The sequence below is a fragment of the Mycobacterium venezuelense genome (genome assembly GCF_054919535.1).
The window spans coordinates 74,008-98,904 of sequence record NZ_JBONDW010000010.1; the positions used below are offsets into that span (position 1 = coordinate 74,008).

General features: G+C 66.3%; 27 protein-coding genes. 15 read left to right on the plus strand and 12 right to left on the minus strand.

What is annotated here, in order from left to right:
* The first annotated feature begins 5 nt into the window (after positions 1-5).
* Positions 6-1,193 carry an NADH:flavin oxidoreductase gene (locus tag ACRCUN_RS17930; protein ID WP_462143138.1) on the plus strand — a complete coding sequence of 396 codons (1,188 nt, stop codon included), beginning with the start codon at positions 6-8 and terminating at the stop codon, positions 1,191-1,193.
* Here the strand turns inward: ACRCUN_RS17930 and fadD17 are convergent.
* From fadD17 to ACRCUN_RS17945, 3 genes are read right to left on the minus strand one after another with little or no spacing between them, the layout of a single operon-like run.
* Positions 1,190-2,689, minus strand: a complete 1,500-nt coding sequence (gene fadD17 / locus ACRCUN_RS17935) for a long-chain-fatty-acid--CoA ligase FadD17 (RefSeq protein WP_462142979.1) — start codon at positions 2,687-2,689, stop codon at positions 1,190-1,192. The two genes, ACRCUN_RS17930 and fadD17, sit on opposite strands and share 4 nt — an antisense overlap.
* 1 nt (position 2,690) lies before the next feature.
* Positions 2,691-3,776: an acyl-CoA dehydrogenase family protein gene (locus ACRCUN_RS17940; RefSeq protein ID WP_462142980.1), complete on the minus strand. Its 1,086-nt coding sequence runs from the start codon at positions 3,774-3,776 to the stop codon at positions 2,691-2,693.
* 13 nt (positions 3,777-3,789) lie between these two features.
* The gene (locus tag ACRCUN_RS17945) at positions 3,790-4,971 is read right to left on the minus strand and encodes an acyl-CoA dehydrogenase family protein (protein WP_462142981.1); all 1,182 of its coding nucleotides are present in this window, start codon (positions 4,969-4,971) and stop codon (positions 3,790-3,792) included.
* A 164-nt stretch (positions 4,972-5,135) separates the two neighbouring features.
* Between ACRCUN_RS17945 and ACRCUN_RS17950 the strand changes: the two genes are divergently transcribed.
* The 12 genes from ACRCUN_RS17950 (at position 5,136) to ACRCUN_RS18005 (ending at position 16,997) form a co-directional block, all read left to right on the plus strand.
* A complete protein-coding gene (locus ACRCUN_RS17950; protein WP_067846743.1) occupies positions 5,136-5,327 on the plus strand; it encodes a ferredoxin in 192 nt (63 codons plus the stop codon).
* A gap of 39 nt (positions 5,328-5,366) precedes the next feature.
* A complete protein-coding gene (locus ACRCUN_RS17955) occupies positions 5,367-6,296 on the plus strand; it encodes a 3-oxoacyl-ACP reductase (protein WP_462142982.1) in 930 nt (309 codons plus the stop codon).
* Between the two features lie 285 nt (positions 6,297-6,581).
* Positions 6,582-7,346, plus strand: coding sequence for an MlaE family ABC transporter permease (locus ACRCUN_RS17960; RefSeq protein ID WP_067846736.1), 765 nt, complete (start codon positions 6,582-6,584; stop codon positions 7,344-7,346).
* Positions 7,343-8,185, plus strand: a complete 843-nt coding sequence (locus tag ACRCUN_RS17965) for an MlaE family ABC transporter permease (RefSeq protein ID WP_462142983.1) — start codon at positions 7,343-7,345, stop codon at positions 8,183-8,185. Before ACRCUN_RS17960 ends, ACRCUN_RS17965 begins: the two co-directional genes overlap by 4 nt.
* Before the next feature lie 6 nt (positions 8,186-8,191).
* Positions 8,192-9,394, plus strand: a complete 1,203-nt coding sequence (locus tag ACRCUN_RS17970; RefSeq protein ID WP_462142984.1) for an MCE family protein — start codon at positions 8,192-8,194, stop codon at positions 9,392-9,394.
* Positions 9,394-10,431 (plus strand): MCE family protein, encoded by a 1,038-nt coding sequence (locus ACRCUN_RS17975; protein WP_462142985.1) that lies wholly within the window; start codon positions 9,394-9,396, stop codon positions 10,429-10,431. The genes ACRCUN_RS17970 and ACRCUN_RS17975 overlap by 1 nt, the downstream gene beginning before the upstream one ends.
* Positions 10,424-11,482, plus strand: a complete 1,059-nt coding sequence (locus ACRCUN_RS17980) for a virulence factor Mce family protein (RefSeq protein ID WP_462142986.1) — start codon at positions 10,424-10,426, stop codon at positions 11,480-11,482. The genes ACRCUN_RS17975 and ACRCUN_RS17980 overlap by 8 nt, the downstream gene beginning before the upstream one ends.
* Entirely contained in the window at positions 11,479-12,903 is a 1,425-nt protein-coding gene (locus ACRCUN_RS17985; protein ID WP_462142987.1) for an MCE family protein, read from the plus strand. Before ACRCUN_RS17980 ends, ACRCUN_RS17985 begins: the two co-directional genes overlap by 4 nt.
* A gap of 83 nt (positions 12,904-12,986) precedes the next feature.
* A complete protein-coding gene (locus ACRCUN_RS17990) occupies positions 12,987-14,111 on the plus strand; it encodes an MCE family protein (RefSeq protein WP_462143139.1) in 1,125 nt (374 codons plus the stop codon).
* Complete coding sequence (locus ACRCUN_RS17995) at positions 14,111-15,823, plus strand: virulence factor Mce family protein (RefSeq protein ID WP_462142988.1); 1,713 nt, start codon at positions 14,111-14,113, stop codon at positions 15,821-15,823. The genes ACRCUN_RS17990 and ACRCUN_RS17995 overlap by 1 nt, the downstream gene beginning before the upstream one ends.
* On the plus strand, positions 15,823-16,512 hold the full coding sequence (locus tag ACRCUN_RS18000; protein WP_462142989.1) for an Rv1363c family protein: 690 nt from the start codon (positions 15,823-15,825) through the stop codon (positions 16,510-16,512). The genes ACRCUN_RS17995 and ACRCUN_RS18000 overlap by 1 nt, the downstream gene beginning before the upstream one ends.
* The gene (locus ACRCUN_RS18005) at positions 16,512-16,997 is read left to right on the plus strand and encodes a mammalian cell entry protein (protein WP_462142990.1); all 486 of its coding nucleotides are present in this window, start codon (positions 16,512-16,514) and stop codon (positions 16,995-16,997) included. Before ACRCUN_RS18000 ends, ACRCUN_RS18005 begins: the two co-directional genes overlap by 1 nt.
* On the opposite strand, the gene ACRCUN_RS18010 is transcribed toward ACRCUN_RS18005, so the two are convergent.
* From ACRCUN_RS18010 to ACRCUN_RS18030, 5 genes are all read right to left on the minus strand, one after another.
* Positions 16,984-18,435, minus strand: a complete 1,452-nt coding sequence (locus tag ACRCUN_RS18010; protein ID WP_462142991.1) for an alpha,alpha-trehalose-phosphate synthase (UDP-forming) — start codon at positions 18,433-18,435, stop codon at positions 16,984-16,986. The two genes, ACRCUN_RS18005 and ACRCUN_RS18010, sit on opposite strands and share 14 nt — an antisense overlap.
* Positions 18,436-18,600 carry a hypothetical protein gene (locus ACRCUN_RS18015; protein WP_462142992.1) on the minus strand — a complete coding sequence of 55 codons (165 nt, stop codon included), beginning with the start codon at positions 18,598-18,600 and terminating at the stop codon, positions 18,436-18,438. It abuts the gene before it with no gap.
* 46 nt (positions 18,601-18,646) lie between these two features.
* Positions 18,647-19,036, minus strand: coding sequence for an intersectin-EH binding protein Ibp1 (locus tag ACRCUN_RS18020; protein WP_462143140.1), 390 nt, complete (start codon positions 19,034-19,036; stop codon positions 18,647-18,649).
* 95 nt (positions 19,037-19,131) lie between these two features.
* Entirely contained in the window at positions 19,132-19,458 is a 327-nt protein-coding gene (locus tag ACRCUN_RS18025; protein WP_462143141.1) for a hypothetical protein, read from the minus strand.
* Between the two features lie 69 nt (positions 19,459-19,527).
* A complete protein-coding gene (locus tag ACRCUN_RS18030; protein ID WP_462142993.1) occupies positions 19,528-19,884 on the minus strand; it encodes an intersectin-EH binding protein Ibp1 in 357 nt (118 codons plus the stop codon).
* 265 nt (positions 19,885-20,149) lie between these two features.
* Here ACRCUN_RS18030 and ACRCUN_RS18035 point away from each other — a divergent pair, with 265 nt between their 5' ends.
* Together ACRCUN_RS18035 and ACRCUN_RS18040 are read left to right on the plus strand one after the other, a co-directional pair.
* Positions 20,150-21,058, plus strand: coding sequence for an enoyl-CoA hydratase (locus ACRCUN_RS18035; RefSeq protein ID WP_462142994.1), 909 nt, complete (start codon positions 20,150-20,152; stop codon positions 21,056-21,058).
* A gap of 43 nt (positions 21,059-21,101) precedes the next feature.
* On the plus strand, positions 21,102-21,938 hold the full coding sequence (locus ACRCUN_RS18040) for an SDR family oxidoreductase (protein ID WP_462142995.1): 837 nt from the start codon (positions 21,102-21,104) through the stop codon (positions 21,936-21,938).
* A gap of 13 nt (positions 21,939-21,951) precedes the next feature.
* On the opposite strand, the gene ACRCUN_RS18045 is transcribed toward ACRCUN_RS18040, so the two are convergent.
* From ACRCUN_RS18045 to ACRCUN_RS18060, 4 genes are read right to left on the minus strand one after another with little or no spacing between them, the layout of a single operon-like run.
* Positions 21,952-22,842, minus strand: a complete 891-nt coding sequence (locus tag ACRCUN_RS18045; protein WP_462142996.1) for an NAD(P)-dependent oxidoreductase — start codon at positions 22,840-22,842, stop codon at positions 21,952-21,954.
* Positions 22,839-23,330, minus strand: coding sequence for a (2Fe-2S)-binding protein (locus tag ACRCUN_RS18050; protein ID WP_462142997.1), 492 nt, complete (start codon positions 23,328-23,330; stop codon positions 22,839-22,841). Before ACRCUN_RS18050 ends, ACRCUN_RS18045 begins: the two co-directional genes overlap by 4 nt.
* Positions 23,323-24,198: an FAD binding domain-containing protein gene (locus tag ACRCUN_RS18055; protein ID WP_462142998.1), complete on the minus strand. Its 876-nt coding sequence runs from the start codon at positions 24,196-24,198 to the stop codon at positions 23,323-23,325. Before ACRCUN_RS18055 ends, ACRCUN_RS18050 begins: the two co-directional genes overlap by 8 nt.
* Positions 24,195-24,896, minus strand: coding sequence for an SRPBCC family protein (locus tag ACRCUN_RS18060; RefSeq protein WP_462142999.1), 702 nt, complete (start codon positions 24,894-24,896; stop codon positions 24,195-24,197). The genes ACRCUN_RS18055 and ACRCUN_RS18060 overlap by 4 nt, the downstream gene beginning before the upstream one ends.
* Between the last annotated feature and the right edge of the window lies 1 nt (position 24,897).

Here is a 24,897-nt window from a genome sequence, read left to right on the forward strand (position 1 = left end):
TGCCAATGGTATCGAAACTGGAAAACGCGGTGGCGGCGGGGCCTTTCACGTCCATGACCCTGGGGCCGTTGACGCTCAAGAACCGGTTCATCAAAGCCGCGACGTTCGAAGGCGTGATGCCGCTCGGGCAGGTCAGCGACGAACTCGTCGACTTCCACGTCGACGTCGCCAAGGGCGGTGCGGCGATGACGACTGTCGCCTACTGTGCGATATCGCCAGGCGGCCGCGTGCATCGCGACACGATCGTGCTGGACGCCGACCGGGCGCGAGCGCTGCGCCGGCTCACCGAGGCGGTACACGGCGAAGGCGCACTGGCCTGTGCGCAGATCGGGCACGCGGGCCTGGTGGCCAACACGCTGTCCAACCGCACGCCATCGCTCGCCCCGGGCACGCGGCTCAGCGCGCCCGCGATGGGCCTGGTGAGGGCCGCCACGCCCGAGCAACTCGAGACGGTCGTCGAGCAATTCGGAGTCGCGGCCCGTAACGCCGTCGACGCCGGTTTCGACGCCGTCGAAATCCACATGGGCCACGGCTATCTGCTGAGTTCCTTCTTCAGCCCGAACCTCAACAAGCGGAATGATGCGTACGGCGGCACCACCGTTCGACGTGCCGAGCTGGCCCGTCGCGTGGCCGAACAGGTCCGCCTGGCGGTCGGTGAAACAGTCGCGGTAACAGCGAAATTCAGCATGGACGACGGCGTGCGAGGCGGATTCTGGCTCACCGACAGCCTGCCGACCGCACAGCTCCTGCAGGACGACGGTCACCTCGACGCACTGCAGTTGACCGGCGGCAGTTCACTGCTCAACCCGATGTACTACTTCCGTGGTCCGGTTCCCCTCGATGAGTTCATCGCGTCCCAGCCGGGCGTGGTGGGACTGGGCCTGCGGGTGCTCGGCCGAAGGCTGTTCCGGGAGTATCCGTTCGAAGAGGCGTTCTTCCTTCCGCTGGCCAGGCAGTTCCGTGAGACCTTGACCATGCCGCTGATCCTGCTCGGCGGGGTCAACGAGTTGGCGACGGTGCAGGACGCGGTGGCCGACGGATTCGAGTTCGTCGCGATGGCCCGTGCGCTCCTGCGAGACCCAGCGCTGGTCAACCGCTTTCGCGTGCACGCGGCCACCTCGGGTCTCTGCGTGCACTGCATGAAGTGCATGCCGACGGTGTACAGCGGCACGCGCTGCGTCGTGCGCGGCTAGCGCACGACCGGCCACACCGGATCGGTGCAGTCGATGCCCTCGGCCGACAGTTGTCGCTTGACCACCTTGAAGGTTTCGGTGCGGGGCAACGTGGGGCCCACCCGCACGTAGGAGGGCCACTGCTTGGGTCCGAGATCGGGTTGCTCGTAGAGGAAGGCGCGAAACTTCTCGACATCAAACTCGCCGCCTGCGGCAAGCACCAGCGCCGCCATCACCTGATCGCCCACCGCGGGGTCGGGGATCGGGTACACGGCAACCTCGACAACGTCGGGATAGCGCAACAGGATTCGCTCGATCGGGGCAGTGCCCAGGTTCTCGCCGTCCACGCGCATCCAGTCACCGAGCCGGCCGGCGAAGTACACGTAGCCATCTTCGTCGCGGTAGGCGAGGTCGCCCGTGTGGTACACCCCGCCGGCCATCCGCTCGGCCTCCGCGTCGGGATCGTTGTAATAGCCCCGGAACCAGCCCCGCCCAGTGGGATTCACGAGCTCGCCGACGACCCCGGCGGGGCACGGCTCGCCGGTCTCCACATCGACGATCGCGACCTCGTCGGTCAGCGGCCCCAGCGAACCCTCCGGCGTGCCGGGGGCACGGGCGATCGCGACACCGCCCTCGGTGGACCCGAAACCGTCGACCACCACGACGCCGAACCGCTTCGCGAAGCGCTCGAGATCGCGCGGCGCGCCCTCGTTGCCGTACATGATCTTGAGTGGATTGTCCGCATCGTCATGCCGGGGCGCGGTGGCCAGGATGTAGGACAACGGCTTGCCCACGTAGTTGGCATAGGTGGCGCCGTAGCGGCGGACGTCGTCGATGAATCCCGAGGCGGAGAACTTGCGCCGCAGAGCGATTGACGCGCCCGCCGCGACGGCCACGGCCCAGCCGGCCATGATCGCGTTCGAGTGGAACAGCGGCATCGAAAGATACGCGGTGTCGTCCGGCCCCAAGCCGAACCGGTCGGCGAGCATACTTCCCGGAAACGCCACCTTGTCGTGGGTAACCCGCACGGCCTTGGGTTCACCGCTGGTCCCCGAGGTGAAGATCAGCATGAACAGGTCGTCGCCCGACAGCTCGGCAAAGGTCACCGGCGTGCCGTCGAAGGACGCGAGTTCACCTGCCCATTCGGCTGATTCGACATCGACGAAGTCCACGCCCGGCGGCACTGTCTCCGGGTTGTCGGTGAGCACCAGCTGACAGTCGGCCCGTGCGATGTCGCGGGCCAGCGCCTCGCCTCGCCGGGTGGGGTTGAGGCCCACCGGAACCAGCCCGCTCAGCCCCGCGGCCACCAGCAGGCTGGAGAAAAACGGCGTATTGCCCAGCAACACGCCGACGTGCGGTGGCCGCCCCGGCTCAAGGCGCGACCGCAACGCGGCGGCCAACCGCGCACCGTCCGCGATGTGGTCGGCCCAGCTGACGAACGAATCACCTTCGTAGATACCGCGGTCGGTGACGTCAGCCAGCGGGGCCAGCAGTTCGGTGACGGTCGGGCCTGCCACTTCAGGCAGGCGTATCGGCGAGTTCGCGTCCGATGCGCAGTAGCTGCCCGGTCGCGCCGCCGAGCGCGAACTCGGTCTGCTTGGCAACCAGGAAGTACCGGTGCACCGGGTGATCCATGTCGATGCCGACGCCGCCGTGCACGTGCACCGTGGTGTGGGCGACCCGATGGCCTGCCTCAGCTGCCCAGAACGCGGCACTCGAAACATCGATGTCGGCGGGGAGATCCTCCGACAGCCGCCACGCGGCCTGGGTGAGGGTGAGCCGCAATCCCTTGATGTCGATGTAGCCGTCGGCCAGCCGCGACGACACCGCCTGGAAGCTGCCGATCGGGCGGTCGAACTGCTCACGCTCGCGCGCGTACTCCGCGGTGAGCTCCAGGGCTCGTTCGAGCACCCCGAGTTGATAGGCGGTCCGGCCCAGCGCCGCGTGCGTGGTCAGCCAGTCCACCACATCCGCGCCGCCGACGACTCGACCGTCGTCGACCGGGGTGCCTTCCAACTCCAGGAGCCCGACGCTGCCGCGTCCGGTGGTGACGAGCGCGCTGACGGACACGCCCGGGTCATCTGCTGCGACCACGAAAACGGAGACGCCCGAACCTGTCTCGGCCGGCACGAGGAACGCGTCGGCCACCGGGCCGAAGCTCACGAGGGTGCGCGTCCCGGTGAGCCGGCCGTCGGTGGCCTGCACCGGGCCCTGGCCCATCTCGCCTTCGAGAGCCACCGCGAGAATCTTCTCGCCGGCCACGGCGGGAGCTGCCCACTGTGTGCGCAGTTCCTCCGATCCGAACGCCGCGATGGCGCCGGCGCCGAGGATCACCGAATCGAGGTACGGCACGGCGGCGAGTTGCCTGCCGAGCGCGGTCAGCACCGCGGTCTGCTCCAGCACGCCGAAGCCGCCTCCGCCAACGGATTCGGGGGCCGCGGCCGAGAGTACGTCTGCTTCGACCAGCTTGGCCCATAGGTCGCGGTCGAAACGTTGTTCCAGGCCGTCGAGCTCACGCTGGTGTTCGGGCGTGCACACCGACTCGGTGATCGTGCGCACCAGGCCGCCCAGGTCGGCGGCCGCTTCAGTGGTCTTGAAATCCATTGGTGTGCCGTCCTTACCGGTTCACTCGGGGCAGGCCGAGCGCGACCATGCCGATGATGTCACGCTGAATCTCGTTCGTGCCGCCGCCGAACGTCAGGATGAGCGCCGACCGGTGGAACCGTTCGATCCGGCCGCGCAGCAGTGCGCCGCGGCTGTCGGCGCGCAGCGTTGCCGACGTTCCGAGTACCTCCATGAGCAGGCGGTAGGCCTCGGTGGCGAGTTCGGTGCCGTACACCTTGGCCGCCGACGCGTCGGCGGGGGAGGGCGCCGCGTCTTGAGCCGAAGCCAGTTCCCAGTTGACGAGCTTGAGCACCTCGGCTTTGGCGTGCACGCGGGCCAGATTCAGCTGCACCCACTCGGAGTCGATCAGGCGCTTGCCGTGCACGTCCTTGGTGTTCTGCGCCCATTCGCGAACGCCGTTGAGCGCGACGTAGATCGGCTGGGCCGAGACCAGCGCGACCCGCTCGTGGTTGAGCTGGTTGGTGACGAGCTTCCAGCCGGCATTCTCCTCGCCGACGAGGTTGGTGACCGGCACCCGCACGTCCTGGTAGTAGGTGGCGCTCGTATCGACGCCGGACATGGTGTGCACCGGAGTCCACGAAAAGCCTTCGGCGGTCGTCGGCATGATCAGCATCGAGATGCCGCGGTGCTTCTTGGCTTCGGGGTTCGTGCGCACGGCCAGCCACACATAGTCGGCGTAGGCGATCAGGCTGGTCCACATCTTCTGGCCGTTGACGACATAGTCGTCGCCGTCGCGCACGGCGGTGGTGCGGAGCGCCGCCAGGTCGGTACCCGCGCCGGGCTCGGAGTAGCCGATCGAGAAGTGCAACTCGCCCGCGGCGATCTTGGGCAGGAAGAACTTCTTCTGCTCCTCGGTGCCGAAGTGCATGATCGTGGGCGCGACGCTGTTGATCGTCAGGAACGGGACCGGCGCACCTGCGATGGCCGCCTCGTCGGTGAAGATCAGCCCGTCCATGGGCGGACGGGCCTGACCGCCGAACTCCTTGGGCCACGACAGCGTCAGCCAGCCGTCCTTACCCATCTGCGCCACCGTGTCGCGGTAGACGTTGCCCCGGCCCATCTCGCCTTCCGACGAGTTCAGCGCTTCGACTCGGTCGGGTGTCATCAGTTCGGAGAAGTAGGCGCGCAGCTCGCGGCGCAGCTCCTCCTGCTCGGGGGTGTAACCGATCCGCATCCGCTGCATCCTCACTGCTTGATAGACCTGAGTTCTCACCCGGTTGTAACACGTTCTAGTCTTAGGGTCCAGGCCGGTATTGAGCCGGCAGTGTTCACGCCGGGTCGTATTCTGTGGCTGCGTGCCCCCAGCCCGGCGCACGCACACGTCGTGAGGAGGTCGTCATGCGAGTTGAAGTTGACCGTGATCGCTGTGAAGGCAACGCGGTGTGCGTGGGAATCGCCCCTGATCTGTTCGATCTCGATGATGAGGACTACGCCGTGGTCAAAGCCGACCCGGTCCCTGCCGACCAGGAGGAACTGGCCGAGCAGTCGGTCGCCGAATGCCCACGGGCAGCCCTGATCCGGAAAGACTAGAGGTATTCATAAATTGACGCCGCGCACGCGAGGAGCGATATGACCGGAGACAGCAGCGCCGACGCCCAGATCGATCTGTCCGGAAAGGTTGCCGTGGTCACCGGCGCGGCGGCCGGACTGGGCCGGGCCGAGGCGATCGGGCTCGCCCAGGCGGGTGCGACCGTGGTGGTCAATGACATGGCCGGCGCACTCGACAAATCCGACGTGCTCGACGAGATCGCCTCGGCCGGCTCGAAGGGTGTTGCGGTGGCAGGCGACATCAGCCAGCGTTCGACCGCCGACGAGATCGTCGCGACCGCCGACGGCCTCGGTGGGCTCAGCATCGTCGTCAACAACGCCGGGATCACTCGGGACCGGATCCTGTTCAACATGACCGACGAGGAATGGGATGCCGTCATCGCGGTCCATCTGCGTGGTCACTTTCTGCTCACCCGCAATGCCGCCACCTACTGGCGGGCCAAGGCCAAAGAGGGCGATGGCACGGTATACGGCCGCATCGTCAACACCTCGTCAGAGGCCGGGCTGTCCGGTCCGGTCGGGCAGCCGAACTACGGCGCGGCGAAGGCGGGAATCACGGCGTTGACCCTCTCGGCGGCGAGGGCGCTCGAGCGGTTCGGGGTGCGGGCCAATGCCATCGCGCCGCGAGCCAGGACCGCGATGACCGCGGGTGTGTTCGGCGATGCGCCGGAGCTGCCGGAAGGTCAGGTCGATCCGTTGTCGACCGATCATGTGGTGACGCTCGTGCGGTTCTTGTCGTCCCCGGCGGCGGAAGCCGTGAACGGTCAGCTGTTCATCGTTTATGGTCCAACTGTCACGTTGGTCGCGGCACCCACGGCGGAGAAGCACTTCACTGCGAGCGCCGATGCGTGGGCTCCGGCGGACCTCAGCGTGACACTGCACGATTACTTTGCTGATCGTGACCCTGAGCGTGGATTTTCGGCGACTGCACTGATGGAGTCACGAGACTGACAGTCTCAGTTGTCATTGCCCGGCGAGTGTTAGAACACGTTCTAGAACGTGTGTCGATCGACGTGCTCTGACCTGGGGAAACAATGTAGTTTTCCTATGATTTGCTGTTCTTTGACACTGCGAACGTGTTCTAGTTAGTATGATCCGGCTCACTAAGAGCCATGTAAGACCAAGGGGTGGGAGGACCGCCACGGCGCGCGGTCACCGAATTTTCGCCAACGCAAACTGTGCAAAGTTGGCGAACAGTCGAACGACCACCCCGCCCACCCGAGAACGGAGCTGAGGTTGATCGAACAGCTTGCGGCTCCGGCCCGGGCCGTGGGCGGTTTCGTCGAGATGTCGTTGGACACCTTCGCCAAGATCTTCCGCCGACCTTTCCAGCTCAAGGAATTTCTCGATCAGACGTGGATGATCGCGCGCGTGTCGCTCGTGCCCACGCTGTTGGTGGCCATCCCGTTCACCGTGCTGGTGGCCTTCACCCTCAACATCCTGCTGCGCGAGATCGGTGCCGCCGACCTGTCGGGTGCAGGCACGGCGTTCGGCACCATCACCCAGCTCGGCCCGGTGGTGACCGTGCTCGTAGTGGCGGGCGCCGGGGCCACGGCCATCTGCGCCGACCTCGGTGCGCGCACGATTCGTGAGGAAATCGACGCCATGCGGGTGCTGGGCATCGACCCGATCCAGCGTCTGGTGGTCCCGCGGGTGCTCGCGTCCACGTTCGTGGCGCTTCTGCTCAACGGCCTGGTGTGCGCGATCGGCCTGTCCGGGGGTTATGTGTTCTCGGTCTTCCTGCAGGGCGTCAACCCGGGTGCGTTCATCAACGGGCTGACCGTGCTGACCGGTCTGGGGGAGCTCGTGCTCGCCGAGATAAAGGCCTTGCTGTTCGGCGTGGTCGCCGGTCTGGTCGGCTGCTATCGGGGCTTGACCGTCAAGGGCGGTCCGAAGGGTGTCGGCAATGCCGTCAACGAGACCGTGGTGTACGCGTTCATCTGCCTGTTCGTGATCAACGTGATCATGACGGCCATCGGCGTTCGGGTGCTTGTTCGATGAGTTATGACGCCACTCTTCGCTTCCGCCGACTGTTCCGCGGCGTGCCCAAGGTCGTCGACAACGTCGGCGAGCAGGCGCTGTTCTACGGCGAGACGATGCGCTACATCCCCAACGCGGTCACTCGCTACCGCAAGGAGACCATCCGCCTGATCGCCGAGATGACCCTCGGCACCGGCGCGCTCATCATGATCGGCGGCACCGTGGGCGTCGCCGCGTTCATGACCCTGGCCTCCGGCGGTGTCATCGCGGTGCAGGGTTATTCGTCGCTCGGCAACATCGGTATCGAGGCGCTGACCGGTTTCCTCTCGGCGTTCCTCAACGTCCGCATCGTCGCACCCGTCATCGCGGGAATCGCGCTGGCCGCGACCATCGGCGCAGGCGCGACCGCACAGCTAGGTGCGATGCGGGTGGCCGAGGAGATCGACGCCGTCGAATCGATGGCCGTCCACGCGGTGTCCTATCTGGTGTCCACGCGGCTGATGGCCGGCCTGATCGCGATCGTGCCGCTGTACTCGTTGTCGGTGCTGGCCGCGTTCTTCGCCGCGCGCTTCACCACGGTCTTCATCAACGGACAGTCCGCGGGCCTCTACGACCACTACTTCAACACGTTCTTGATCCCCAGTGACCTGTTGTGGTCCTTCCTGCAAGCCATCGTCATGTCGGTCGCGGTCATGCTCGTACACACCTATTACGGCTACAACGCCTCGGGCGGCCCGGTCGGCGTCGGCATCGCGGTCGGTCAGGCCGTGCGGACCTCGCTGATCGTCGTGGTCACCATCACCTTGCTCATCTCCCTGGCCGTCTATGGCGCGTCCGGCAACTTCAATCTTTCCGGGTAGGGCGGGATGTCGAACGGAAGCGCGAAACGTAGCCATGTCAGGATCGCCGCCGCGATCTTGGCCGCCATCGTGCTGGCCGCGGTGGTCTTCACCTACCTGTCCTATACCGCGGCGTTCACGCCTACCGACACCGTGACCGTGACCTCGCAGCGCGCCGGTCTGGTGATGGACCGCGACGCCAAGGTCAAGTACCGCGGCATCCAGGTGGGCAAGGTCTCCGACATCGAATACGCCGGCAACGAGGCCAAGCTGACGCTGTCGATGAACCGCAACGAGCTGCGCTACATCCCGTCCAACGCCACGGTGCGGATCGCGGGTAACACGGTCTTCGGCGCCAAGTCGGTCGAGTTCCTGCCGCCCGACGAGCCGAAGGAAACCTCGCTGCGCCCCGGCACCAACGTCGCGGCCAAAGACGTCCAGCTGGAGGTTAACACCCTCTTCCAGACGCTGTCGGATGTGCTGAACAAGATCGACCCGGTCAGCCTCAACGCGACGTTCACCGCGCTCGGTGAAGGCTTGCGCGGCAATGGCGACGACCTCGGTGCGGCCATGAGCGGGCTGAATTACTACCTGCAGCAACTCAATCCGAAATTGCCGACACTGCAGGACGACCTCGCCAAGACCGCGGTGGTGGCCAACATCTACGGCGACGCCGGACCCGACATCGCGCGCGTGATCGACAACGTGCCCGCCTTGAACCGGACGATCGTCGACGAGCAGGCCAACCTCAACGCCACGCTGCTGGCCGCGACCGGGCTGGCGAACAACGGCACCGCGACGCTGGAACCGGCTGCCGACGACTACATCGCCGCGATCCAGCGGTTGCGCGCCCCACTGAAGGTCGCCGGCGACTATTCGCCCGAGTTCGGCTGCATCCTGAAGGGCGTGTCGGTCGGTGTCGACCGGTTCGCGCCCATCATCGGCGGTATCCGGCCCGGTCTGTTCGTGGCATCAAACTTCCTGCCCGGCGCGCCTGCCTATACCTACCCGGAAAGCCTGCCCCTCGTGAACGCCTCCGGTGGGCCGAACTGCCGTGGCCTGCCGGACATTCCGTCCAAGCAGTTCGGCGGCAGCTGGTATCACGCTCCCTTCCTGGTCACCGACAACGCATACGTTCCGTTCCAGCCGAACACCGAATTGCAGTTCGACGCACCCGCGACGTTGCAGTTCCTGTTCAACGGCGCGTTCGCGGAAAGGGATGACTTCTAGTGCATCGCGATCGGACCATGCTCAAGGTCAGTGTCTTCACCATCGCCATGCTGTTGGTGGCGGCGATGCTGGTCGTGGTGTTCGGCGAGTTCCGCTTCGCCGCGGGCAGCGGCTATCACGCCACGTTCAGCGAGGCGTCGCGGCTGAAAGCCGGCCAGGACGTCCGCATCGCCGGGGTGCCGGTCGGCACGGTCAATGCGGTGAAGCTGAATCCGGACAACACCGTTGACATCGAGTTCGACGTCAACAAGCGCTATCAGCTCTACACCTCCAGCCGCGCCGTGGTGCGCTACGAAAACCTGGTCGGCGACCGGTATCTCGAGATCACGTCCGGACCCGGTGAGCTGCGCAAGCTGCCACCGGGCGGCACGATCGCGCTGCAGAACACCCAACCCGCACTGGATCTTGATGCGCTGCTCGGCGGTTTGCGGCCCGTCCTCAAAGGCCTCGACGGCAACAAGGTCAACGAGGTCTCCAACGCCGTGATCGAACTGCTGCAGGGGCAGGGCGGCGCGTTGTCGAATCTGCTGACGAGCACGAGCGCGTTCACGCAGAACCTGGCCGCGCGCGATCAGCTGATCGGCGACGTGATCACCAACCTCAACACCGTGCTCGGCACCGTCGACGAGAAGGGTGCCCAGTTCGACGCAAGCGTCGACGAATTGCAGAAGCTCATCACCGGATTGGCGGAGGGGCGCGATCCCATCGCCGGTGCCATCGCGCCGCTCGCGTCGGCTGAGAACGATCTCACTGCGATGCTGGAGGCCTCCCGCCGCCCGATCCAAGGTGTCATCGAGAACGCCAGGCCGCTCGCGCAGCGGATGGACGAGCGTAAAGGCGACATCAACAAGGTCATCGAACCGCTTGCGGAGAACTACCTGCGGCTCAACGCACTCGGCGCGTACGGCTCGTTCTTCAACATCTACTACTGCTCGATCCGGATGAAGGTCAACGGACCGGCGGGCAGCGACATCCTGATTCCGTTCGGCGGCCCGCCGGACCCGTCCAAGGGGAGGTGTGCACCGAACGATGGCTAACTCACGCGAGTCGAATCCCTTGCGCACCGGGATCCTCGGCATCTTCGTGGTGGCGTGCCTGGTGCTGGTGTCGTTCGGATACACCGGGCTGCCGTTCTTCCCGCAGGGCAAGCCGTATGAGGCGTACTTCAGTGACGCGGGCGGCATCAACCCCGGCAACGACGTGAACGTCTCGGGCATCACGGTCGGCAAGGTGACCGGCGTGGCCTTGGCCGGCGATGCGGCCAAGGTCAGTTTCACCGTCGACCGCAACATCAAGGTCGGCGACCAGTCGCTGGTCGCCATCAAGACCGACACCGTGCTCGGCGAGAAGTCTCTCGCCGTCACCCCGAAGGGCTCGGGCTCCCAGACCGTCATCCCGTTGGGGCGCACCACGACTCCCTACACCCTCAACACGGCTCTGCAGGATCTCGGACAGAACGTCAGCGATCTCGACAAGCCGAAGTTCGAGCAGGCCCTGCAGACCCTGACCGACACGCTGCGCGATGCCACCCCACAGTTGCGGGGCGCGCTCGACGGCGTCGCGAACCTGTCGCGCAGCATCAACAAGCGCGACGAGGCGCTCGAACAGCTGCTGATGCATGCCAAGCGGGTGTCGGATCTGCTGGCACAGCGCGCCGGGCAGGTCAACCAGCTCGTCACCGACGGCAACATGCTGTTCGCGGCTCTCGACGAGCGCAGGCAGGCGCTGAGCAACCTGATCGCCGGTATCGACGATGTGTCCAAACAGCTTTCGGGCTTCGTCGCCGACAACCGTCGCGAGTTCAAGCCGGCCTTGGAGAAGCTGAACCTGGTGATGGACAACCTGCTGGAACGTCGGGAACACATCGGCGAGGCGCTCAAGCGGCTGCCGCCGTACGCGACCGCACTCGGTGAGGTCGTCGGCTCGGGGCCCGGCTTCCAGATCAACCTGTACGGTCTGCCGCCTGCGGCCATCTCCGAGGTGCTCCTCGACACCTACTTCCAGCCGGGCAAACTGCCGGACAGCCTCGCCGACATGCTGCGCGGGTACATCTCCGAGCGGACGATCATTAGGCCGAAATCGCCATGACCCAAGACAATTCGGTTTCCAGCCGCGGTCGCTGGCTTCGTATCGGACTGGCAGCTCTGCTGCTGGTGACCCTGGCGGTCGGGGTGTTCCAGGTGTGGCCGTCGCGGGTCGGCCACAAGCTGACCGCGTACTTCACCAACGCGGTGGGGCTCTACCCGGGCGACGAGGTCCGCGTGGTCGGCGTGCCGGTGGGCAGGATCGACTCGATCGAACCGCGGCCGTCCGACGTCAAGATCACCATGACCATCGACGACGGCGTCAAGGTGCCCGCCGACGCCAAGGCCCTCATCATCGCGCCGAACCTGGTGTCGGCCAGGTTCATTCAGCTGACCCCGGCCTACACCGAGGGTGACGTCATGGCCGAGGGCGCGTCGATCGGCCTGGACCGCACGGGCGTTCCCGTCGAATGGGACGAGGTCAAGGAGCAGCTGACCCAGCTCAGCACCCAGCTCGGGCCGCAGCAGGGCTCGGTTCAGGGCCCGCTGGCGCAGTTCGTCAACCAGGCCGCGGACACGTTCGACGGCAACGGCGACTCCTTCCGCAACGCACTGCGCGAACTGTCCCAAACCGCTGGGCGCCTTGGTGATTCGCGCACGGACCTGTTCGGCACGATCAGGAATCTGCAGGTTCTGGTCGACGCGCTGTCCAACAGCAATGAGCAGATCGTGCAGTTCACCAACCATGTGGCGTCGGTGTCGCAGGTGCTAGCCGACAGCTCCAGTGGGCTGGACTCGACCCTGGCCACGCTCAACCAGGCGCTCAGCGATGTCCGTGGGTTCCTCGACGAGAGCAACGACGCGCTCATCGGGCAGGTGGGTAAGCTCGCCGACTTCACGCAGATCCTCACCGATCACAGTGACGACATCGAGCAGATCCTGCACATCACCCCCAACGGCCTGGCGAACTTCTACAACATCTACAACCCGGCCCAGGGCACCGTCGGTGGTCTGCTGTCACTGCCCAACTTCGCGAACCCGGTGCAGTTCATCTGCGGCGGCACGTTCGACACCGGCGCCAACCCGGACAACTACAAGCGCGCCGAGATCTGCAGGCAGCGCATGGGGCCGGTGCTCAAGCGCATCACGATGAACTACCCGCCGTTGCTGTTCCACCCGATCAACAGCATCACGGCCTACAAGGGCCAGATCATCTACGACACCCCGGCGACCGAGGCCAAGTCGGAGACGCCGTTGCCGTACCTGCAGTGGCAGAACGCTCCCGGCGTGACGCCGCCGCAGATCCCGCCGGACGCGTCGCTGAGCTCCCTGATCCTGCCGCCCGATCCGGCCGCCGCGGCGCCGGGTGCGCCTGCTGCTCCGCCGCCGTCGAGTTCGCACATGGGCGGACCCGAGGCGCCGGCCCCCGGCCCCGCCCCCGATCCGGCCGCGCCGCTGCCCGCGCAGGCAGGAGCCGGCGGATGACCTCACCGATCACAAGAGGTAAAGCGTTGGGAAGCAAAGCATCACGGCTCACCTGCCGGACCGTGGCGTTCGGTAGCGGCGCAATGCTGCTGGCCGGATGTCAGTTCGGCGGCCTCAATTCGCTCAACATGCCCGGCACCGCGGGGCACGGTCCTGGCTCCTACACCGTCACGGTGCAATTGCCGGATGTGGCGACGCTGCCGCAGAACTCGCCCGTGATGGTCGACGACGTCACGGTCGGGAGCGTGTCCGGCGTCGACGCGGTGCAGCGTCCGGACGGGACGTTCTATGCGGCCGTCGAGTTGTCGCTCGACGGCAACGTCAAGCTGCCCGCCAACGCGACGGCGCGCGTGGCGCAGACCTCGCTGCTCGGTTCCCAGCACGTCGAATTGTCAGCGCCGGTCGACGAGCCGGCCGAGGACGAGAAGCTGCGCCAGGGCTCCGACATCGCGCTGGCCGAGGCCGGCCGCTATCCGACTACCGAGGAAGTGCTGTCTTCACTCGGGATGGTGGTAAACAAGGGCAATCTCGGTGCCCTGCAGGACATCACCGATGAGGCGTACGCCGCGGTAGCCGGGCGGGCAGGCAGCTTCACCGACCTGATTCCGCGCCTGGCCGAATTGACGTCGTCACTGGACCGCCAAACCAACGACATCATCGCCGCCGCCGACGGTCTCAACAGGTTCGCGTCGATATTGGCCCGCAGCAAGGACAATCTGGGCCGTACGCTCGACACGTTGCCCGCCGCGCTGAAGGTGCTCAACGACAACCGCACCAACATCGTCGAGGCGTTCACCGCCCTGCGCAGCTTCGCCGAGGTGGGCTCGCGCATCCTGTCGCAGACCAAGGACGATTTCGCGGCAGACCTCAAGGACCTCTATCCGGTCATCAAGGCGTTCAACGACAACGTTGACGACTTCATCAAGGACCTGGAGTTCCTGCCGACGTTCCCGTTCCACTACAAATACCTGCGCCAGGCCGTCCGCGGCGACTACCTGAACGTGTTCGTGACGTTCGACCTGACGTTGCGACGGTTCGGCGAGTCGATATTCACGACCTCCGGATTCGACCCGAACATGAAGCACCTCAACGAGGTGATCAACCCGCCGGACTTCGTGACCGGGGCGATGGCGAACCTGTCGGGGCAGGCCGCCGACCCGTTCAAGATCCCGCCGGGAACCGCCACGCAGCACGAGGGGACGCCGTAATGATCGACCGGCTGACTCGGATGCAGTTGATGATCTTCGGGATCGTCACGGTCCTGACTGTGGGTGCGATCTCGATCTTCTACCTGCACCTGCCCGCCGCCGTGGGCATCGGCACCTACAACGTCAACGCCAACTTCGTTGCGGGCGGCGGTATCTACCAGAACGCCAACGTGACCTATCGCGGCGTGACGGTCGGGCGGGTGGAATCGGTGGGGCTGGCACCCGACGGCGTCGTCGCCAAGATGCGGCTGGACAGCAGCACGGCGATTCCCCAGAACGTCACCGCCACCGTCAAGAGCGTCTCGGCCGTCGGCGAGCAATACATCGACCTGATCCCGCCGGACGATCCGTCGACCGACAAACTGCGCAATGGTGCCACGATCGACCAGCAGAACACCCGCGTGGGCCAGGACATCGCGGGGCTTCTGCAGGAGGCCGACAACCTGGTCAGCAGCATCGGCGACAGTCGTCTGCAGGATCTGCTGCGCGAAACGTTCAAGGCTTTCAACGGATCCGGGCCCGAACTCGCGCGGCTCATCGAATCGTCGCGGCTGCTGGTGGACGAGGCAAACGCCAACTACGAGCAGACCACGAAGCTCATCGACCAGGCCGGGCCGTTCCTCGATGCCCAGATTCGCGGCGGCGACGACATCAGGTCCCTTGCCGAGGGGCTGGCCCGGTTCACCGGCGAGGTCTCCAACGCCGATCCGCAACTGCGCACGACGCTCAAGACCGTGCCCGGTGCGACGGCCGAGGCCAACACCGCGTTCAGTGGAATCAGGCCGTCCTTCCCGATCCTGGCGGCCAACCTGGCCAACTTCGGGCGCATCGGCGTGATCTACAGCAAGTCGCTGGAGCAGGCGCTGGTGATTTTCCCGGCGTTGATGTCGGCGCTCAACACCGTGGCTGGCGGCGTTCCCACCGACGAGGGCGGCAAGCTGGACTTCAAGATCGACCTCGGTGATCCGCCGCCGTGTTCGGTCGGGTTCATCCCCGCGACCGAGATCCGCTCGCCTGCCGACGAGACGCTGCGCGAACTTCCACCCGACCTGTACTGCAAGACCGCGCAGAACGATCCGGCGGTGGTGCGCGGTGCACGTAACTACCCGTGCATGGAATTTCCCGGTAAGCGCGCGCCGACTATCCAGCTGTGCCGCGACCCCAACGGTTTCGTGCCGATCGGCAGCAACCCGTGGCGCGGACCGCCGGTGCCGTACGGGACGCCTATCGAGGATGGCCGGAACATTCTGCCGCCCAACAAGTTCCCGATGATCCCGCCGCAGGTGGATCCGGATCCGGGCCCGCCGGTTGTGCAGCTGCCGCCGGGTGTGCAGCCCGGGCCGGGGCCTGCGCCGCACGCGCCGTTCCCGCTGCCGGTGCCGCCGAACAACAACCCGCCGGCACCACCGTGGCCGTACTACGCGCCGCCGGACCAGATCGTGCCGCCGTACGGTCGCACGCCTCCGCCACCCGCGGGTGTTCCGCCGGCCGTGCCGCCGCCGGCCGGAGTCCCGGCTCCGCCTCCCCCAGGGGACGGTCCGCTGCCCGCCGAGGCACCACTGGCCAGCCCGCAAGGTATCGGCACCTACGATCAGCACAGTGGGGTTTTCGCGGCCGGCGACGGCGGCACCGGTGTGTACGCGCCCGGAGCCGACAATCTGGCCCCCGCGGAGACCTGGGTAGACCTGATGCTGGATCCAAGGCAGGCTTGATGAGTGAAGACACGGCCTTAGAAACTTCGAGGCCGGTGCGCCGCCGCGCGTCGCGCGCGGCCGGTCCGGCTGCCGGTGACACACCGGCGGCTACGACCACGGATGTGCGCGTCGAGCCGCCCGTGACCAAGGTGCGGGTGGCCAAGCCCATCAAGGCGCCGCCACGGCGTCGGCCCAACGGCAGGCTGGTCGCGATCGTCGCGGCCGCGGTACTTGCGATCGCGACGGTGGGTATGGGCGTCCTGACGTATGTGATGGTCGACCAGCAGCGTGCGGTCGACGCCGCGCAGGCCCGCGACGAACGCTTCGTGGACACGGCCAAGCAGACCGTGGTGAACATGTTCAGCTACACGCAGGAAACCATCGATGAGAGCGTCAACCGGTTCGTCGACGGAACCAGCGGCCCGCTGCGGGACATGATGAGCCAGGGCAACAACGTCGACAACCTCAAGGCGCTGTTCCGCGATACCAACGCGAGCTCCGAAGCCGTCGTCAACGGGGCCGCGCTGGAGAAGGTCGACGACATCGCAAACAACGCCTCGGTGCTGGTGTCGGTGTGGGTGACGGTCACCGACCTGGACGGCGTCAACTCGCCGACGCGTCCCTACCGGCTGCGCGTCATCGTGCACGAGGACGACAACGGCCATATGACCGGGTACGACCTCAAGTACCCGGACGGGGGCAACTGATGCGGTCGAAAGTCGCCGGGCTCCTGATCGGCCTGTTGGCGGTGGCATTCGTCGCGCTGTCGGGTGCCGGGGGAGTGCTGTACTGGAACCGCGTGCAACAGCACGGGCAGGAAGCCACCCGGGCCGAGTTGGCACCGCTGGCGGCCGACCAGATCCCCAGGATGTTCGGCTACGACTACCAGACCGTCGAGCGCAGTCTCATCGAGACGTATCCGCTGCTGACCCCGGACTTCCGGCAGAAGTTCGAGGAAGATGCCACCAAGACGGTGATCCCCGAGGCCCGCAAGCGCCAGCTCGTCGTGCAGATCAACGTCGTCGGCGTCGGTGTCATGGCCGCGCAGCGCGAGTCGGGTTCGGTGCTCGTGTATATGAACCGCACGGTCACCGACCAGTCCCGACAGCCGCTCTACGACGGCAGCCGACTGCGCGTCGAGTACCGCAAGGTCGACGGCAAATGGCTGATCGACGCGATCAATCCGATTTAGTCGACGCGAGCGCTTCCAGGAACGACCGGGCCCACCGGTCGACATCGTGGGCGAGCACCTGCCGGCGCAGCGCGCGCATGCGGCGCTTGCCTTCCTCCGGGATCTGCGTCAGCGCCGCCTCGATGGCGTCCTTGACGCCCTCAAGGTCGTGCGGGTTGGCGAGATACGCCTGACGCAATTCGGCTGCCGCACCGGTGAATTCGCTGAGCACGAGGGCACCGCCGAGATCGCTGCGGCAGGCCACGTACTCCTTGGCCACGAGATTCATACCGTCTCGCAACGGGGTGACGAGCATGACGTCAGCGGCCACGAAGAACGCGATGAGCTCATCCCGCGGCACCGGCCGGTGAATGTAGTGCACGAGCGGATGGCCGACCTCGCCGTACTCGCCGTTGATGTGGCCGACCTGACGCTCGATGTCCTCGCGCATCGCGATGTAGCTCTCGACGCGTTCACGGCTGGGTGTCGCCAGCTGTACCAGAACGGTGTCGTCGCGTTTGACGCGGCGCTCCTCGAGCAGTTCGGAGTAGGCCCGCAGTCGGACGTCGATGCCCTTCGTGTAATCGAGCCGGTCGACCCCGAGCAGGATCTTGCGGGGATTGCCGAGCTCGGCGCGGATCTGGCGCGCCCGCTGCCGGATGCTGCGGTTGCGGGCCTTGCTGTCGAGTTCGGCCGAGTCGATCGAGATCGGGAAGGCTCCGACCTTGACGGTCCGGAAACCGACATGGACCTCGCCGAAGCGTGAGCGCACGCCGACCGAGGCCCGCGAGGCATTGGCCCCGACCAGGCGCCGCGAGAGCACCAGGAAGTTCTGTGCCCCGCCGGGCAGATGGAAGCCGACCAGGTCGGCTCCGAGCAGGCCCTCGACGATTTCGGTGCGCCACGGCATCTGCATGAACAGTTCGACGGGCGGGAACGGGATGTGCAGGAAGAAGCCGATGGTGACGTCGGGGCGCAGCATGCGCAGCATCTTCGGCACCAGCTGCAACTGGTAATCCTGGATCCACACGGTCGCGCCATGGGCCGCGGCCCGCGCGGTAGCCTCGGCGAACCTGCGGTTCACGTCGACGTAGCTGTCCCACCACTCGCGGTGGTATTCGGGCTTGACGATCAGGTCGTGATAGAGCGGCCACAGGGTGGCGTTGGAAAAGCCCTCGTAGTAGGTCGCGACATCCTCGGCCGACAGCGATACCGGATACAGCCGAAGGCCGTCATCGTCGATCGGCTCTTCGTCGCTGTCGGGGATACCGGCCCAACCGATCCACGCACCGCTGCGTTTGCGCAGCAATGGCTCCAGGGCGGTCACCAGACCGCCCGGGCTCCGTTTGAACTGCGTGGTGCCGTCCGGCAACCGCTCCATGTCGATCGGCAGCCGATTGGCCACCACGACAAAGTCGGAATCTCCGGAGACGGAATTGCTGCCGTCCTCCGGAGACATCTAGGCCTCGATTTTCGACGGTCCAATGCCGAGCATCGAGAGGAACATCCGGCATTCGTCGGCGTCGACCGCATACGTCGCCACGACTCGTCTGGCCTGGCTGGCAGTGCTGTCGGCTAACGGTTCAACATCGTCGATATCGGCGGGATCAGATTTTGCAGGCATAGAACAACTGTAGGCGACCGGGAAACCCCGGTCGCCTACAGCTTGATCAGCCGATCGAACCGTGAACTGTCGGGCTGCTGCCGACGGTCGACTCCGGCACGGCTTGGGGGCCTGCTGCCTGGGCCTCCTCGGCCAGGCCGATGCACTGGCCGGAGTTCGCACCCGTGCACGGGATGGAGCCGCCGCCACCGGGCAGGTTCACCGCGGGAAGGCTGGGGTTACCGGGGATGGGGCTGAACGCGCCGCCCGAGTTCGGCACCGTGTGCGGGACGCACACGCCGGTGTAGAGGTCTTCTTCCTCGCCCGCGGGGCATGCGACCGCGGGAGCGGACGACATCGGAACGGCGAAGACGGTGATCGCCGGAGCGGCGGCCGCTGCAACCACGAATCCGCCGGCAAGGATCAGTCGTCGCATGGAGTACGGGAAGGTCGCCATCGTCACGCTTTCTGTAGTTATTCGACTGTTTCGTCGGGGAGGATTCTATGGAACCTGAGAAGAATCTGCATTAGTTCTACTAGTTGCCTGGGAAACTAAGGACTCGCGCTGATCGTCGACCGCGGAATCGGTTGCGGTCCAGCGGCCTCGGCTTCCTCGGCCAGGCCGATGCACTGTCCGGCATTGCGGCCGGTGCACGGTATGCCGTCGATGGCCGGGATATCCGGATTACCCGGTATCGAGGTGAACGGCGAGGGTGAATTAGGCACCATAAAAGGGGTGCACACGGTTGTGAAGACGTCGGCTTCTTCACCGGGTACGCACGTCGCCGATGAGGTCGGCGTTATGCCGGGCAGCAAGGAAAGCGCCGCTACACCGAATATGGTGGCTGCGAATCCCGCGCCGAACAGCAGACGTGACATCACCCCAACAGTCTAGGACTGCTGGGGTGCTGCTGTATGGGGTCTGCTAACTCCCTGTGATTGCCGGGGTCAGCCGATGTGGCCGGTGGCGGTGGGGCTGCTACCCACCGTCGACTGCGGAACGGGCTGCGGTCCCTGCGCCTGCTGCTCCTCGGCCAGGCCGATGCACTGACCGGAGTTGGCGCCCGTGCACGGGATGCCGTCGATCTGCGGAAGCTGTCCCGGAGCGGACGTGAACTCGGGGGAGTTGGGGACGAGGTCGGGCACGCACACACCCGTGAAGGTGTCTTCGGTCTCGCCGCTGGGGCACGCGGCGAGCGCGGTCGCCGGAATCGTGAATGCCGTGATCGCCGGAGCCGCGGCGATCGCGGCGGCGAGGCCGCCCGCAACGATCAACCGCCGTGCCGAAAGCTTGGAGATGGTCATTCGTCATGCCCTTTTCTGAGTGTCCGACCAGTTTGCTGCCCGAACGCCTTCCGATGGCCGGTCGAGTGTTGTCCTCGGAGTCGTCTGGTGACGATATCCTACGCGCCACAACGAGAATGCGCCGCGCGATCTCGCTGTTGGCGCGTGCCTCGGCGTCCGCTGTGAGACCACTGTAAGGTTGCTGTGATCCCGGTGTGAGCCGCTGGCGGCGATACACGTAAGGTGCAGTTTGTTAAGTGCCGGTCCGCAGCGAGGTGGTTTCGACATGGTCAGTTCCGACGACGCGTCCAGCCAGGTCGCCTACGAGACTCTCGATGACGGGCGTATCGCACGGATCTGGCTCAACCGCCCGGCCGCGCAGAACGCGCAATCGCGAACGCTGCTGGTGCAACTGGACGAAGCGTTCGGCCGGGCCGAGGCCGACGATCAGGTCAGGGTGGTGATCCTCGCCGCGCGCGGCAAGAACTTCTCGGCCGGGCACGATCTGGGCTCGGAGGAGGCGCTCGCCGAGCGGCAGCCCGGGCCGGACCAGCACCCGACCTTCCGTTCGCACGGTGCGACCGCCGCGGGTGTCGCCGAGCGGACCTATCTCCAGGAATGGCATTTCTACTTCGAGAACACCAGACGCTGGCGTGATCTCCGCAAGATCACCATCGCCCAGGTGCAGGGCAATGCGATCTCGGCAGGCCTGATGCTCATCTGGGCCTGCGACCTCATCGTGGCCGCCGACAACGCCAAGTTCAGCGATGTGGTCGGCGTGCGGATGGGCATGCCCGGCGTCGAGTACTACGCCCACCCGTGGGAATTCGGGCCGCGCAAGGCCAAAGAGCTTCTGTTGACCGGGGATTCGATCGACGCCGATGAGGCGCACCGGCTCGGGATGGTGTCGAAGATCTTCCCGCGCGATGAACTGGAGGACAAGACACTGGAATTCGCGCGCCGCATCGCCGAACGGCCGACCATGGCTGCACTGCTGATCAAAGATTCGGTGAACGCGGCCAGCGACGCGATGGGCTTCACCGAGGCGTTGCGGCACGCGTTCCACATCCACGAGCTGGGGCATGCGCACTGGGCAGCGGCCAACGAGAACCGGTTCCCGGTGGGCCTGCCGCCGGATGTTCCGGATTGGCGCACATTGGGTGCCCCCAAGCCCGCGCGCCGTGATACACCTTGACGTAACAAGAACCTGTTTCAGTTTCGGGTAAGGGGTCACAGCAGTGCAGCTGTCCTTGGCGGATCATACGTATCTGGTAACCGGTGGCGGTAGCGGTATCGGCAAGGGCGCCGCCGCCGCGATCGTCGCGTCAGGCGGCAACGCGATGCTCATCGGCCGCAACGCCGACAAGCTCAGCGCCGCCGCCGACGAACTCGGCGCGCAGGGGCCGGGCGAGGTGCGCTACGAACCCGCCGACGTGACCGACGAGGACGAGGTCAGCCGCGCGGTCGACGCCGCGACTGCCTGGCACGGCCGGCTGCACGGTGTCGTGCACAGCGCAGGCGGATCGGAGACCATCGGGCCCATCACCCAGATCGACTCCGAGTTGTGGCGGCGCACGGTCGATCTCAACGTCAACGGCACCATGTACCTGCTCAAGCACGCGGGCCGGGAGATGGTGCGCGGCGGCGGTGGGTCGTTCGTCGGTATCTCCTCGATCGCGTCGAGCAACATCCACCGCTGGTTCGGGGCATACGGCGTGAGCAAGGCCGCGCTCGATCACCTGTTGATGCTGGCCGCAGACGAACTCGGCCCCTCATGGGTGCGGGTCAACAGCATCCGGCCCGGTCTGACCCGTACCGAGATGGTCGGCCCCATCATGGATGTGCCCGCCGTGACCGACGACTACAAGGCCTGCACGCCGCTACCCCGGTTCGGCGAGGTCGAAGACATCGCGAACCTGGCGGTGTTCCTGCTGAGCGATGCCTCGGGATGGATCACCGGCCAGGCCATCAACGTCGACGGCGGTCACGGGCTGCGCCGTGGCCCCGACATCTCCGGCATGCTCGAACCGCTCTTCGGCGCCGACGGGCTACGCGGGGTCGTGCCGTCCGAGTAGGTCAGGTGTCGAGTTATTGCGCCGGGCTTGCGCCACCGGCTTCCCAGGCGCTCAGCGCGCCGACCGCCGACCAGTCGAGTTCGCCGCCGCCCGTGGCCAACAGCGTCAGGAACCGGTCGCGCAGCAGGCTGGCCACCGGCATCGGCACCTGCAGTTCCTCGCCGGCACTGAGCGCGAGCTTGACGTCTTTGAGGCCGAGCCTGGCGGCGAAGCCAGCGGGGGTGAATTCCTCGCGGGCCAGCAGCCCGCCGTAGGTGCGATATGCCGGGGCGTCGAACAACGTCGAGGTCAACAGTTCCAGGTACTCCTGCTTGTCGACGCCGGCTTTGCCGACCAGTGCCATTGCCTCGCCCAAGGATTCGATCACCGAGGCGATCAGGAAGTTACCGCTGATCTTCACCAGGCTCGCGGTCTTGGGATCGTCGCCCAGCACGAACGTGCGCTGCCCGATCGCGTCAAAAACCGGCGTCGCTGTCTCGACGTCGACTGCGGCGCCTGCCGCGACGACGAACAACTTCGCCGCGGCCGCGGCTTCGGGCCTGCCGAACACCGGGGCGCTGACGAACCGCTGCCCGGCATTCGTGTGAGCTTCGGTGAGACGCTCGGCCAGTGCCACGCTGACGGTCGACGACGAGATGTGCACACCGCCTTCTGGCAGCGCACCGAGGATGCCGTCGTCCCCGAACGTGACGGCCTCCACCGCGGCATCGTTGGCCAGCATGGTGATCACCACATCGCCGCGGCACGCGTCGGCCACCGACGCTGCCGGCAATGCACCCTGGTTGGCCAGGTCGGCGACCTTGTCGGGTGATCTGTTGTACGCAGTGACCTCGTGTCCGGCCTTGAGCAGATTGGCGGCCATGGCCGCGCCCATGTTGCCAAGGCCGATGAATCCGATCCTCATGCCTCCATTGTGGCGGGGGCGGACGAACCCGCAGCGCGGTGCACCGCGTTGACGATGCCCTGGTAGCCCGTGCAGCGGCAGAAGTTGCCCGACAGGCCCTCGCGGATCTCCTCGTCGGTGGGCGACGGGTTGTCCCGCAACAGCGCGGTGATCGAGGTGACGAAACCCGGTGTGCAGAAGCCACACTGCAGGCCGTGGCATTCCTTGAGCGCGGCCTGCACCGGTGACAGCTCGCCGTCCGGATCGGCGATGCCCTCAACGGTCGTCACGTCCTGGCCTTCCGCCTGCACCGCGAAGATCAGGCAGGATCGCACCGCCTGGCCGTCCAGCAGCACCGTGCACGCGCCGCATGCGCCGTGTTCGCAGCCGAGGTGGGTACCGGTCAGGCCGCACTGTTCACGCAGGAAATCGGCGAGTGTCACCCGTGGCTCGACCACGGCTTGATGCGTCTGCCCGTTGACCGAAACCTGCACCGGCAGTTCATGCATTGAGCGCCTCCACGCTTGCTTGTGTCCAGGCCCTTGCCACCATCGCGGCTCCGACCCGAGTGCGGTAGGACGCCGAACCTTGCAGGTCGGCTGGTATGTCGGTGAGCTCGGACATCGCGAGTTCGCCGATCTGCTCGGCCGTCAGGTTCCCGATCGGGGTGCCCGTCACGGCGGCTTCGGCGGGAGTGGCTCGTTTCGGTGTCGATCCGAGGCCCAACAGGCCGATGCCACAGCGGCTCACGCGGTTGTCATCGTCGAGCTGGATACCCACGACGGCCCCCGCTATGGCGAAATCGCCGTGGCGGCGCGCGAATTCCTGCACACCGAATCCGCAGCGCCCGGACCAGGCCGGGAACCGCACCGCGGTCAGGATCTCGTCGGGAGCAAGCGAGGTCTCCCACAGGCCGGTGAAGAACTCAGCGGCCCCGATCTCGCGCTTACCGCGCGGGGAGGTGGCCTCGATGGTCGCGTCCAAGGCAAGCGCCACCGCGGCGTACTCGGCAGCCGGGTCGGCGTGGGCGATCGCGCCGCCGAGGGTGCCGCGGGTCCGGATCTGAAAATGCCCGATGTGCGGTGTGGCCAGGCTCAACAGCGGCACCGAATCGGCGACCTCGTCGTCCATCCCGACGAGAGCATGCGGGGTGGCCGCACCGATGCGCACCTCGTCCCCAACCCGGTCGATGTCGTTGAGCTCGGTGATCCGCGAGATGTCGATGAGATTGTCGAAATGCGTCAGCCGCATGGCCAGCATCGGCACCAGGCTCTGCCCGCCCGCGAGGATCTTCGCGTCGTCGCCGTACTCACCGAGCAACCCGACGGCCTCGGTGACCGAGTCGGGGCGGTGGTAGGCGAACGGGGCGGCTTTCACGACACCAACCGAAGCAACGCGGCGTGCAGGTCCTCGGTTGACAGCGCGGTGCGCCTGCGGTCCTTGCGGCCGACGCGGCCCAGCACGAATCCGAGCATGCCGGCAGCTGCGACCGCGCCGATGGCCGGAGCGAAGCGCTTGGCCATCGGCACCGCCATCACCTTGGCCAGCGCGATCGCGTTGATCGGGGCGGCCTCTTGTGGACCTTGTCCGGAACTTTCTGGGGCCGAACCGGTTTCGCTTGACGGACTGGCAGCGCCGAGCAGTTCGGCTTCCAGCCTCTTGGCGAACTGGTCGATGAGACTGCCCGCGACATCGGCCAGCACACCGCGACCGAACTGGGCGGCCTTGCCTGAGATGGCCAGGTCGGTGGTGACGACCACCGTGGTGGCATCGCCCTCGTCCTTGAGCTGGGCGGTCACGAGCGCGGCTGCGGTGCCGTTGCCGCGGGTCTCCTTGCCGTTGGCCTTGAGGACGACCCGCTGGGCCGCGGCATCCTTCTCCTGGAATGCGGCTTCGCCCTTGTAGGACACCGTGATCGGGCCGACTTTGACCTTCACCGCTCCGGTGAACTCGTCGCCATCCACGCTGAGCAGCGTCGCGCCGGGCAGGCACGGTGCCACGCGCTCGACGTCGGTCAGCACCTCCCAGGTCTTGGCGGCGGGCACCGCGACCCGGAATTCGTTGTTGAGTTCCACC